The organism is Alteraurantiacibacter palmitatis, from assembly GCF_037154115.1.
In the GTDB taxonomy this organism is placed as follows: Bacteria; Pseudomonadota; Alphaproteobacteria; order Sphingomonadales; family Sphingomonadaceae; genus Alteraurantiacibacter; species Alteraurantiacibacter palmitatis.
In genome coordinates this window covers 214585-227008 of the sequence record NZ_JBANRO010000002.1, presented here as the reverse complement: position 1 = coordinate 227008, position 12424 = coordinate 214585, and the positions used below count along the sequence as shown (strand labels likewise).

General features: G+C 63.9%; 10 protein-coding genes. 4 read left to right on the top strand and 6 right to left on the bottom strand.

Annotation, left to right across the window (positions count from 1 at the left end):
• Positions 1-52 precede the first annotated feature (52 nt).
• Positions 53-934, bottom strand: a complete 882-nt coding sequence (locus WFP44_RS03095; protein ID WP_336924887.1) for an N-acetylmuramoyl-L-alanine amidase family protein — start codon at positions 932-934, stop codon at positions 53-55.
• A 122-nt stretch (positions 935-1056) separates the two neighbouring features.
• Positions 1057-1362, bottom strand: coding sequence for a hypothetical protein (locus tag WFP44_RS03090; protein WP_336924886.1), 306 nt, complete (start codon positions 1360-1362; stop codon positions 1057-1059).
• A gap of 154 nt (positions 1363-1516) precedes the next feature.
• Here WFP44_RS03090 and WFP44_RS03085 point away from each other — a divergent pair, with 154 nt between their 5' ends.
• The gene (locus tag WFP44_RS03085) at positions 1517-4309 is read left to right on the top strand and encodes an Rne/Rng family ribonuclease (protein WP_336924885.1); all 2793 of its coding nucleotides are present in this window, start codon (positions 1517-1519) and stop codon (positions 4307-4309) included.
• Positions 4310-4392: 83 nt separating this feature from the next.
• On the opposite strand, the gene WFP44_RS03080 is transcribed toward WFP44_RS03085, so the two are convergent.
• Entirely contained in the window at positions 4393-5823 is a 1431-nt protein-coding gene (locus tag WFP44_RS03080; RefSeq protein ID WP_336924884.1) for an NAD-dependent succinate-semialdehyde dehydrogenase, read from the bottom strand.
• Positions 5824-5981: 158 nt separating this feature from the next.
• Between WFP44_RS03080 and WFP44_RS03075 the strand changes: the two genes are divergently transcribed.
• The 3 genes from WFP44_RS03075 to WFP44_RS03065 are packed head-to-tail and all read left to right on the top strand — an operon-like array spanning position 5982 to position 9211.
• Complete coding sequence (locus WFP44_RS03075; protein ID WP_336924883.1) at positions 5982-7097, top strand: hypothetical protein; 1116 nt, start codon at positions 5982-5984, stop codon at positions 7095-7097.
• Between the two features lie 54 nt (positions 7098-7151).
• Positions 7152-7916: a glycosyltransferase family 2 protein gene (locus tag WFP44_RS03070; protein WP_336925037.1), complete on the top strand. Its 765-nt coding sequence runs from the start codon at positions 7152-7154 to the stop codon at positions 7914-7916.
• Positions 7917-7921: 5 nt separating this feature from the next.
• Positions 7922-9211, top strand: a complete 1290-nt coding sequence (locus WFP44_RS03065) for a nucleotide sugar dehydrogenase (RefSeq protein ID WP_336924882.1) — start codon at positions 7922-7924, stop codon at positions 9209-9211.
• Positions 9212-9293: 82 nt separating this feature from the next.
• On the opposite strand, the gene WFP44_RS03060 is transcribed toward WFP44_RS03065, so the two are convergent.
• Genes WFP44_RS03060 through WFP44_RS03050 form a run of 3 tightly spaced genes read right to left on the bottom strand, consistent with a single transcriptional unit; the run spans position 9294 to position 12316 of the window.
• Positions 9294-10115, bottom strand: coding sequence for a nucleotidyltransferase family protein (locus tag WFP44_RS03060; protein WP_336924881.1), 822 nt, complete (start codon positions 10113-10115; stop codon positions 9294-9296).
• A complete protein-coding gene (locus WFP44_RS03055; protein WP_336924880.1) occupies positions 10112-11536 on the bottom strand; it encodes an MmgE/PrpD family protein in 1425 nt (474 codons plus the stop codon). Before WFP44_RS03055 ends, WFP44_RS03060 begins: the two co-directional genes overlap by 4 nt.
• Before the next feature lie 36 nt (positions 11537-11572).
• A complete protein-coding gene (locus tag WFP44_RS03050) occupies positions 11573-12316 on the bottom strand; it encodes an SDR family NAD(P)-dependent oxidoreductase (protein WP_336924879.1) in 744 nt (247 codons plus the stop codon).
• Positions 12317-12424: the final 108 nt, after the last annotated feature.

Sequence of the window (12424 nt, the reverse complement as noted above, 5' to 3'; positions counted from 1 at the left end):
CGCGAAAAGCGGTGGTTGCCAGATCGAAAGCACGGCCCATGCTGCGGGCCGGCTACTCCACCGGAACTTCGCGGGTTCGCGCCAACTGCACCCGGATGGCGCGCGCCATCACCTCGGCGAATGCGCGCTGCCCGGCGGGCGACGACAGGCGCTGCGCATCGGCTGCATTGGTGATGAAGCCGGATTCGAACAGCACTGATGGCACGTCCGGCGCGCGCAACACCGCCAGCGCGGCGGATCGCCTGGGCTCCGGATGGAAATCGAGCACGCCTTCTGCCTCGCGCAGGATAACATCGGCAAAGCCTTCCGATGCCGCCGATGTGCGGCGCTGCGCCAGTTCGACAAGAATAGCATTCACATTGGGATTGTCGCCGGACAGGGCCACACCGTTGATGCGATCGGCCTCGTTTTCACGCTCGGCAAACCGGGCGGCCGCCTCGGAGGACGCGCGTTCGGAAAGAGTGTAGACGCTGGCGCCGCTCACGCCCTCGCGGGCGCCGGCAGAATCGGCATGGATCGAAAGGAACAGGTCTGCGCCCAGCGCACGGGCAATCTGCACGCGCTCGGCCAACGCCAGATAGCGGTCATCGTTACGCGTCATCGCCACGCGGATTCCCCCTTCGGCCAGCAACTGGTCGCGCAGCGCACGGGCAAGGCCCAGAACAACGGCCTTCTCCTTGATCGCGGGGCCGGATGCGCCCGGATCATGCCCGCCATGCCCCGGATCGATCACAACGAGCGGGCGGGCAGCATCCTGCGGCCCTTCGATCTCGGGCAGGTCGAGCGCCTTTCCCGCTTCGGGCAGTTCGATGCGGATCACATAGTCGCGGCCCAGATAGGGCACCGGAATGACCTTGCCAAAGACATAGAGGCCCGCAACCGCGATCACCGGCGCGATGAAAAGCAGGGCAATCTGGATGCGATACCAAATCAAGCCGTTATCCGCCCACTATCCCCATATGCGCCCCGTATGCGCCCCGTATGCGCCCCATATGCGCCGTTGCCCATGACCGGGCGCATTACCTGTGCCCCTTGCCGACACAGCCTTGCCGATACCTATGCCGTGTTGAAAGGAAATTTACCAAGCCGCGCAATAAGGTTGCCGTGGCTTTCCCCAAATGCTAGCCCTGCACTTGCCCGAACATTCCGTTTCGGGACACTTCCGAACAGCAGATAATGCAGTTTCGGCAATGAATACAGGTTGATGTCGTGATGAAAAGCAAGAGCCACATGGTCAGCCGGCGGTCGCAAGATCGCCATGCGGCTGCCCCGGCTCTCGCGCAGAAGCAAACCCTGCGCCTTTGCACCCCGGCAGACACATTCCGCAGCGCCCGTGACCGGTTTGCCGGTTGCAGCGCCCACAATCCCTTCCCCTTCGCGCAGCGTATCCCGGCGGCCTGGTCCGCCGGTGGCGATTCGGCGTCTGGGGGAAATCAACAATATCGGCACGCAGTGGATGCGCCCGGCCCCTTGCGGCCCGGTTCCCGCCCTGGATCACGTGCCAGGAGAATTAACTATGGCAACGCGCATGCTTATCGATGCGCGCCACCCGGAAGAAACGCGGGTGGCGGTACTCAAGGGAAACCGGATTGAGGAGTTCGATTTTGAATCTGCTGAACACAAGCAGATCAAGGGCAACATCTATCTCGCCAAGGTAACCCGCGTCGAACCTTCGCTTCAGGCGGCGTTCGTGGATTTTGGCGGCAATCGCCACGGCTTCCTCGCCTTCAGCGAGATCCATCCCGATTATTACCAGATCCCGGCCGAGGATCGCGCCAAGCTGCTGGCCGAAGAACAGGCCGCGGCAGAGGAAGAGGCTGCGCTTCGGGCCGAGGAAGAGGACGAGGAAGACGACTTTTCCGGCGATGACGATCTGGACGGATCGGGCGTCGAGGAAATCGACACTTCCGAAAAGGATGATGTCGCCACGATCGAAGACGGCCAGGTCGCCAATGGCGACGGGGACGAGGATGACGGCGAAAACGGTTCGGACGACGACGCCGGCTCCGAAGGCGAAGAAGCCGAAGCCGGTGACGAGGGGCGCCAGGATCGCGGACGTGGCCGTGGCCGACGCCAGGGCAAGCGCAGCGGCGGCGGCAGCAGCCGCGCCAAGGAAATCGACGATGTGCGCGCCAAGCGCCAGGCGCTGCGCCGCCGTTACAAGATCCAGGACGTCATTCAGCGCCGCCAGGTGCTGCTGGTGCAGGTGGTCAAGGAAGAGCGCGGCAACAAGGGCGCGGCGCTGACGACCTATCTCAGTCTCGCGGGCCGCTATTGCGTGCTCATGCCCAATTCCAGCCACGGCGGCGGCATCAGCCGCAAGATTTCCAGCGGGTCGGACCGCAAGCGCCTGAAGCAGATCGTGGCCGAACTCAATCTGCCTCGCTCGATGGGCCTGATCGTGCGCACGGCGGGCCTTCAGCGCACGAAGACCGAGATCAAGCGCGACTTCGATTACCTCGCCCGTCTGTGGGACGAAATCCGCGAACGCACGCTGGCGTCCTCGGCGCCGGCAATGATCCATTCGGATTCCGACCTTATCAAGCGCGCCATCCGCGACATCTACTCGCGCGAGATCGAGGAAGTGGTGGTGGAAGGCGAAGGCGGCTATCGCGCTGCGCGGGATTTCATGAAGCTGCTGATGCCCAGCCATGTGCGGCGGGTGAAGGCCTATTCCGATCCGGTGCCGCTGTTCCAGCGCTATGGCGCGGAAGATCAGCTGTCCGCCATGTATGATCCGGTGGTGCAGCTGAAAAGCGGCGGCTATCTGGTCATCAATCCCACCGAGGCTCTGGTGTCGATCGACATCAACTCGGGCCGTTCGACCAAGGAACACGGGATCGAGGCGACCGCGCTCAGCACCAACCTCGAAGCCGCGCGGGAAATCGCCCGGCAGCTGCGCCTGCGCGACATGGCGGGGCTTGTGGTGATCGACTTCATCGACATGGAGCATTCCAGCAACACCCGCAAGGTGGAGCGGGCGATGAAGGAGGCGCTCAAGAACGACCGCGCGCGCATCCAGATCGGCCGGATTTCGAGCTTTGGCCTGATGGAAATGAGCCGCCAGCGCCTGCGCACCGGCGTGCTGGAAGCCAGCACCCGCTCGTGCCCGCATTGCGACGGCACGGGCCTTGTCCGCACCGCATCCTCTGCCGGTCTGGCCGCGCTGCGCCTGATCGAGGATGAGGCCGCCAAGGGCAAGGGCACGATCATCACCCTCTACGCCTCGACCGAGGCGACAATCTATCTGCTGAACGCCAAGCGCGCCGATCTGACCGAGATCGAGCACCGCTATGGCGTAACGGTGCAGGTCGTGCCCGAAGGCGAGAACGAGGGCGCCAAGATGCGCGTCGCCTCCTCCGGCCCGCGCCCGGCTGAGCCGCCCAGGTTCGAACCGATCATCGACGAGATCGAGCCGGACGAGGACTTTGCCGAAGACGAGGCAGAGGACGAGGACGAGGAGGACCAGGATCGCGACGCTCGCCGTTCGCGCGATGGTGACGGCGAACGCGGCGAAGGTCGCGCAAAGCGCCGGCGCCGCCGTGGTGGCCGCAATCGCGGGCGTGATCAGGACGATGCCGCCGGGCAGGAAGCCGCCGACGAAGCCCGCGACGAAAGCGATGCGTCCGATGAGGCAACTGCCCCGAATGGCGCTGGCGACGATACGGAAGCCCGCGAAACGCGCCGCAAGCGCCGCCGCCGTGGTGGTCGCGGACGTGGGCGTCGCCGGGATGCCGGCGAAGGCACAGAGACGCAGGAAAGTGCCGAAGGCGAAGCGGTGGGCGAAGTTGACGAAACTCCCGCCGCCGCGGTGGAAGCTGAAAGCACCGGGGAACCTGCCGCTGTCGAGAAGCCCAAGCGCAAGCGGGCACCGCGCAAGAAGGCGGGCGATGCTGAAGCGGGTGCCGAGGAAGCAGCACCTGCAATATCGCAGGAGGCTGCCGCTGTCGAAAATACCGTGGAAGATGCCCCTGTCGAAACCGCAAAGCCCAAACGCACGCGGCGCAAGAAGGCGGACGTAAGCGAAAGCGAGGCGGCTGCGCCTGCGGTTGAGTCGGAAATGGCCGCGGCGGAAGCTCCTGCCGAGCCAGCCAAGCCCAAGCGCACGCGGCGCAAGAAAACAGAGACCGCCGATACCAAGGCGGCCGAGCCCGTCGCAGCGGTGGACGAACCCGCAGCAGAGGCGCAAGCTGCTCCTGTTGCGCAGGATACGGTGCAAGCTGCCAACGATGCCAACGGCTCCGCCGAGGCGAACACCGAAGCTGGCGAACCCCGCCGCGGCTGGTGGCAACGCACCTTCGGCCAGTAAGCAAGGCGCCCAACATCACGAAAAAGGCCGGCTTGGCGCAATGGCAAGCCGGCCTTTCTTTTCGTAAGGCGCGGCGTGAATATTCAGGCTCCGAGACCACCCACGAGCCGGTATTTCAGCTCCAGATATTCGTCCATCCCGTGACGCGATCCCTCGCGCCCCAGTCCCGACTGCTTGACCCCGCCAAACGGCGCGACTTCGGTGCCCAGCAGCCCTTCATTGAGGGCAACCATCCCGTATTCCAGACCATCCATCACCCGCCAGGCGCGGCCGATGTCACGCGTGTAAAGATAGGAGGCAAGCCCGTAATGCGTGGCATTGGCAATGCGCAGGGCCTCCTCCTCGCCCGAAAAGCGCATGACCGATGCAACGGGGCCGAAGATTTCATCCTGCGCAATCTCCATGTCCTGGCGAACGCCGGTCAGCACGGTAGGGGTATAGAACTGCGCGCCCGCATTGTGCCGTCCGCCGCCGCAGGCCAGTTCGGCCCCCTGTTCGCGTGCACGATCCACCATGCCTTCCACGCGTTGCAGCGCGCGGTCGTTGATCAGCGGGCCGATCTGGCTGGCCGGATCGAGGCCATTGCCCACCACCAAAGCGTTGGCGCGCGCGGTGAACCGTTCGACGAAGGTATCGTGGACGCTGTCCTCCACCAGCAGGCGGTTGAGGCCGATGCAGGCCTGCCCCGCATTGCGGAACTTGGCGATCATCGCCCCTTCCACCGCCGCGTCGATATCGGCATCGGCAAACACGATGAAGGGCGCGTTGCCGCCCAGTTCCATGCTGGCGCGCTTGATCGTGCTGCCCGCCTGCGTCAACAGGATGCGGCCCACGGCGGTGGAGCCGGTGAAGCTGATCTTGCGCACGGTGGGGTGCGTGCAGAACACGCGCCCCACCATCGCGGCATCGGCGGATGGCAGGATGCGGAAAATGGCTTCGGGCACGCCCGCGCGCCGCGCCAGCGCTTCCAGCGCCAGAGCGCAAAGTGGTGTGGCTTCCGATGGCTTCACCACCATCGCACAGCCCGCCGCCAGCGCTGGCGCGGTTTTGCGGGTGATCATGGTGAGCGGGAAGTTCCACGGCGTGATCGCAGCGCAGGTGCCCACCGCTTCCTTGGTGACGATCACTTCCTTGCCGGGGCCGAAACTGGGCACGGTTTCGCCATAGGCGCGCTTGGCTTCTTCCGAATACCAATCGACAAAGCTCGCCGCGTAATCGAGTTCGCCGCGCGATTCCGCCAGCGGCTTGCCTGCTTCCAGCGTGCAGATCAGGCTCAGTTCCTCGCGGTGGGCGATGATGAGGTCGAACCAGTCGCGCAGCACCCGGCTGCGGTGCTTGGCCAGCGCCCCTGCCCAATCGCGCCGCGCAGCGTCGGCCTGCTGGATCGCGGCGTCGATCTCGCCTTCGGAATAGGTGCGCACGCGGGCCAGTTCCTCGCCCGTGGCCGGATTGGTCACGGCCATCCCGGCCTCGTCCAGCCCGTGTTCGATCAGGGAAAGGGGAAGCGTGGCCATGGGCAGATCATCCTGTAAGCAAAAGAAGTGGCGCCGATCTGCCCCTTCGCGCCCGCTTTGCCAAGGGACAAGGTTGACATTTTGTCCCCACGGCACCTAGGAGGCCGCGCCCTCTCCGCCGCCGCCCGGGCGCAGCGGATCCCTCGCACGGAGCCCATGTGACCGCGCTTTATGCCCTGCCCGATCACGAAGTGGTCATGGCGCTGCTTCCCCGCATCGGCCAGACCTGCCTTGGCGTGGACGAGGCGGTGGAGCGCATCCGCGCCCTGCCGGGCATGGTGCCGCTGGCAATCGACCATGCGGACGGCCCCGAAAATGCGCGCGTGCTGTGGGGCGATATTGGCGATTACCCGTTCCGCGAATGGCAATATATGTTCACCGTGGAGGCGCTGGCGAAGCAAGGCCGCGTGGGCGAGCATTTCGCCACGCCATTCGCTATCCTGCATGACGATCGCATCCTGCCCGATTCCATCGCGCCGTCGGGCTTCATGTTCCATATCAGCCGTTGTGGTTCCACACTCACCGGCAAGGCGCTGGCCCGCACGCCGCGCCATCTTGTCATCAACCAGGGCGGCCCCTTGCAGCGTGGTTTCTGGGCGACGCTGACGCGCGACTTTACGCAAGGCTTGGAGCCGAGCACGGAGAACCTTGCCGCTTTCCGCAATCTGACGCTGGCGATGATGCGGCGGCGCCTTCCGGAACAGCAGTTTTCGTTCATGAAGTTCATCAGCTGGAACACGCTGTATCTGGATTTCGCCCTGCGCGCCTTTCCGGGCGTGCCTGCGCTGTTTCTCTACCGCGATCCGGTGGAAGTGATCGCCTCTGTGCTCAAGGAAACCAGCGCGGTGCTGTGGGCCAAAGGTCGGCCGCAGGCGGGCTTTCTGGCCGATTGCGACTGGCGCGATACCGCCGCCATGGGCGATGTGGAATATCTCGCCCGCTGCTTTGCCCATTACCTGCGCGTGGCCGAAGCCGCGCAAGGCCCGGTGGCCCATGTGAATTACCGCAACATCAACCCGCCCAATTTTCCGGCCATGCTGGAAAAGGGGCTGCGCTTCACCGCCAGCGCGGATGAGCTGGCACTGATGCTGGAGCAGTTCCAGTTTCACTCCAAGGATGACAGCGATTCCAAGGCTTTCAAGGCGGACAGCGCCGCCAAGCAGGCCGCCATTTCGGATGCGGACAAGGGCCTTGTCGCCCGTTTCTGCGCCGATCCGATGGCGCGGCTGGATACATCGCCTGCCAATCTTTTCCCGCATTCAGCCTGCGTATAAGCTGCGCATGAGACTTGCCGCCGCCCGCCCCGGCCCTACGATACGAACGCATTGATGGAGAACACCGTGACCACCGCCACCGACAAGACGCTCAGCGTCGTCATTCCCAACCACAATTACGGCCGATTTGTGGGTGCTGCCATCGCGAGCGTGGCCGCGCAGACCTATGGCCCGATCCAGCTGATCGTGGTGGACGATGCCAGCACCGACAATTCGGTGGAGGAAATCCACAAGGCGCTTGATGCCGCGACAACGCTGGATGCCACGGTGTTGATCGCGCTGGAGGAAAATGTCGGCAAGCTGGGCGCTTTGAACCGCGCGCTGGAGCACGTGACGGGGCATTATTTCATCATTCTCGACAGCGATGATGTGCTGCTGCCCGAATATGCGGAACGCACCATTGCCGAACTGGAAAAGGCACGCGCGGAGGATTCTTCGATCGCTTTCCTCTATACCGATTGTATGCTCATCAACCAGGCGGGCGAACAGCTGGATCGCGGCAAGTCGGCCGCGTGGGAACCCGCGCTGCTGGAGCGCTATTCCTTCGTGCCCGAACCTGCCACCTGCCTTGCCGCGCCGGTGCTGGAAGCTGCCCCTTATGACGAAGCGATCCGCAAGGGCACCAAGCACCACAAGTGGAAGAAGATCGTGGCGAATGGCTGGAACGGCCGCCATCTGGCCGAACCGCTGTTCTGCTACCGGATGCATGACGCCAATCTTTCAGGCATCGGCAAGCGCGTGACCGCCGAGGTCGAAAGCGGCATTGGCGGCGAGCGCATCCTGTCGGGCTATTGGCCGCTGCAAACCACCGAGCGCTGATTTATATGACAAGCTTTCCGCTGACGCTGGACAATGCGCGCATCTGCGTGGTGGGTCTTGGCTATGTCGGCCTGCCCGTGGCTGTGGCTTTCGGGCAGAAGTTCCCCACGGTGGGCATCGACATCAAGGCGCAGCGCGTGGCCAATCTCAAGGCGGGCCATGACGAGACGAAGGAGGCCACGGCAGAGGAGTTGGCGGCGGCAACGCAGCTGACCTTCACCACCGACTGGGCCGATGCAGCGGATTGCAATGTCTTTATCGTCACCGTGCCCACCCCGCTGAACGATCACAACCACCCCGACCTCTACCCCCTGAAAAGCGCGACCGAGGCGATTGCCCGCGTGTTGAAGCGCGGCGATATCGTGATCTATGAAAGCACGGTCTATCCCGGCTGCACCGACGAGTTCTGCGTGCCGATTCTGGAGGAATTGTCGGGCCTCACCTACAATGCGGATTTCTTCTGCGGCTATTCCCCGGAACGCATCAATCCGGGCGACAAGCTGCGCAAGCTGCCCGATATCAAGAAGATCACCAGCGGCTCGACCCCGGCGGCGGCGGACTTTGTCGATGAATTCTACCGCAGCGTGGTGACGGCAGGCACGCACCGGGCCAGTTCCATCCGCGTGGCGGAAGCGGCCAAGGTGATGGAAAACACCCAGCGCGATCTCAACATTGCGCTGGCGAATGAACTGGCGATGATCTGCAACCGCATCGGCATAGACACGCTCGAAGTGCTGGAAGCGGCGGGCACCAAGTGGAACTTCATGGCGGTGCGCCCCGGCCTTGTCGGCGGGCACTGCATTGGTGTTGATCCCTATTACCTCACCCACAAGGCCGAGGCGATCGGCCACCATCCCGAAGTGATCCTGGCGGGTCGCCGCATCAATGACCGGGTAGGCAAATATGTCGTCAACCAGTTCGTGCGCCTGATGGGCCGCAAGGGCTTGCTGACGGGCGACATCCGCGTGCTGGTGCTGGGTTTTGCCTTCAAGGAAAACTGCCCCGATCACCGCAACACCAAGGTAGCAAGCATTGTTGAGCACCTGAACGAATTCGACATCCCCGCCGATGTCTATGACCCGTGGGTGGACGCCGATGAGTGCGAGCAGGAATACGGCATCCGCCCGATAACCACGCTTGAACCCGGCAAATATGATGGCGTGATCCTGGCCGTGGCGCATGATGATATCGTCGCCATGGGCGCAGAAGGCATCCGGGCGCTGGGCAAGCCGGGCGCGGCTCTATACGATGTAAAGAGCGCGCTGCCCAAGGATGCGGTGGATCAGCGGCTTTAATCTCGCAAAGGAGTCCCTGCGAAGGCAGGGACCTCCCCCCGCAAGACGCCCGACTGCCCGAGATCCCAGCCTTTGCTGGGATTCAGTCCTGCTGCGCTGCCAAGCGCCTCTTGATCAGCGTTTCTTCGGTCAGGTCAAAGCTGTGCTTGTGGTCGACATCGATCGGGCCCCAGGGGTAATCGAGCCAGGACACATCGACCGATACCTTCATTCGGCGGCCAATTGCGTCCATCAGCCCCTGCAATCCGCGCAGCTTCAGCTTGTAAATGATGAACGGCCACACGCCGAACGCCTTCAGGATGCGCATATGGCGCTTGCCGAACTGGCCGCCGCCTTCGAACACTTTCACTGCTTTCAGCGAATTGGGCGTTTTCAGCGCATAGAGGTTGCAGCTCGAAAAGCCGCCATCCTTCAGCCTGTGGAAGGCCAGGCCCGAATTGGCGTAATCCTGCAAGACCACTTCCTCGCGCGTGAAGCCGACCACGGCATCGGCTTGGCTGGCCAGCGCATCGCGCACGAAATCGCGGATGATTTCGGGCGTGTGCAGCGCATTGTCGCCGGTGGTAATGATCATCGGCAGCGGGCTTTCGATCTCGGCCACGGCTTTGAGCACGCTGTCTGCCAGATTGCCGTGCGACTGGACGAACACCACGCGGCCTTCATCCACCCAGCGCTTCATGGCAGGGGTGGCGGTGAGAATATCGGCGCGGTCGACTGAAACGTGGATCTTGGCAAAACAACCGCTGTCCACCAGCGCTTCCAGCACGCGTTCCAGCATCACTTGCCCGTCCAGCGTGACGAGGCACTTGTGCGACAGCCCCTGAATCTTCGCCACCGGGTCATCCACCCCACGGCGGCTGGCGGCCATGACGAGGCAGGAGGCTTGCGTAACGCTCTGGGTCATTTCGGGGCCTTTCCGGCAGGCGTGAAAGCGGCGGCGCGCATCAGATCGCCCGCATCGGCAAGGCTGGCAAAGCGGGTGAGGACATCGCGCAGGGCCGCACGGCCATCGCCTTCCAGCACGCCGATGCAGCATTCGTCGAACTTGGCCCAGTATTCCTCCCAGCTGAACGGCGCGGCCTTGCTGCCCTTTGGCCATTCGTGGACGGATTTCAGGACGCGGCCATCGTTCAGCGTGATGTGGATTTCGGTTGGAAATTCGCCTTCCAGTTTATCTACGGGGTGCCGGTGGATAATCGGGAATAGACTGCGTACATCCTCTCCCCAGACCGCTTCGTCGGTAAAGTCGGCAAGGCTGCACCGCCCACGCGCCAGCACGCAGCCCACCGCATATTCGGCAGAGAACTTGGCCTCCAGCGGGCTTTGCGGATCGGTGTAGAACACATTGTTGAAATGGACGCGCGGCATATGCAGATCGATGCGCGCCACATCGGCGGCGGTAAAGCCATGCGCCGCGCGCAGATCGAGCACCCCGTCCATCGCCCGGTGGATCGCCCCGCAGGTGGGGAAGCGCTTCACGCGGAACTTGTGTTCGGTAATCAGCGGCGGTTCGCCCACGCTTTCCAGCTCGAAACGCAGGTTTTGCCCGTGTTCGATATGCGTGATGGTGTCGCGCAATTGCTCGTAATCCGGCCCCACCATCAAGCGGTTCATGCCGGTACGACCGTCCAGCGTGTCGCGCCCGGCGGTGATCCCCGCGGCGGCCATACGCGCCGCCATGATCCCTCCCTTGGCGGCAAGGCCCGCGTGCACCGGCTTCATCTCGGTGCCGAATTGGCTCATGAAGCCAGAGGACATGGACGTGGCGATGGACAACGCCCGTGCGCAAGCCTCCGCTCCCAGCCCCAGCAGGCGGGAGACAGCAGCAGTCGCGCCCATCACGCCCACCGTGGCGGTGGCGTGCCATCCCCGGTTGCGGTGCGTGGGATTCAGCCCCTGCCCTATGCGTCCCAGGATTTGCAGGCCTACGATATAGGCATCAAGACACGCCGCGCCGGAAAGGTGCTCCTCCTCCGCCACGGCCATGATCGCGGGCAGCAGCACGGTAGTCGGGTGCGCCTTGGGCGGATCGAAATTGTCATCAAAATCCAGCGCATGGGCGATCGTGCCGTTGACCAGAGCGGCCCACGGCGCGGCCAGCGTTTCAGGCCGCCCGAACACGCTGCACGGCCCCGCGCCCCACGGCGCCACGGTGGCAAAGAGCTTGTCCGCCACCGGCTCCACCGCGCCGGGCACCATGACGGCCACCGTGTCCACGAATTCGCGGTGCGCCCAGTCCAGCGCATCGGCAGGCCATTGGGCGGGCACCGTGGCGATCCATTCGCCGTAAATATCGAGCGGATTGGGAGAGGAAAAGTCTGTCACGCGCGCCCCTGTAAACGCGGGGGCCTTTGGGTGCAACTAGGGCGCAATAACCTCGCCATCCCAGCCGATCAGCATCCCCGATTGGTCTGGCCCCACCTGCATCACCACATCGACCAGCGCCTGCGCGGCATCGCGCCGCATCCTGAGCTGGCCGGGCGGCAGGCCCTGCTGAAAGGGTGCGGACAGGCGCGTCTCCACCGTGCCGGGATGCAGCGCCACGATCGCGCCGAGTTTGTGCGTTCGGCCCAGCTCGATCGCCCAGTTCTTGACCAGCATATTGAGCGCCGCCTTGCTGGCCCGGTAGGAATGCCAGCCACCCAGACGGTTATCCGAAATGGAACCAACCCTGGCCGACAGCACCGCAAACACGAAGCGGCGGTCGCGCGGCATCAGCGGCAGGATATGCTTGGCGATCAGCGCGGGGCCGATCGTATTGACGGCAAGGGCCCGCGCCATCGCCGCGGCGTCCATTGCCTTGTAGCTTTTTTCCGGCGGCGTCCCGTCATCCAACGTCAGCGCACCACTTGCCACCAGAACAAGTTCGGGCGGATTATCAGCCATTCTGGCCGCCGCGGCGGCAATGCTGGACTCGTCCGTCAGGTCAAAGGTGAAGGGTGCAACCAGATGATGGCGCGGCACATCCCCGCCTCGCGAACCGGCGCTGACTGGCACCGCGCGATCGGCAAGGACGCGGGTAAAGGCCGCGCCGATCCCCCCACTTGCGCCAAAAACGGCAGCGGAAGCCGGCCAGGTTCCAGTTACAGGCTTGGATAATCCCATCTGGTTGTTCTAGCGACCCCCGCCGGCAGCGCCACAATGGACCTTCTGCCGTATCCTTTCCGGGGGAACTTCCCCGAAAGCGGGGTTGCTGGCAAGGCGTCTCTCACC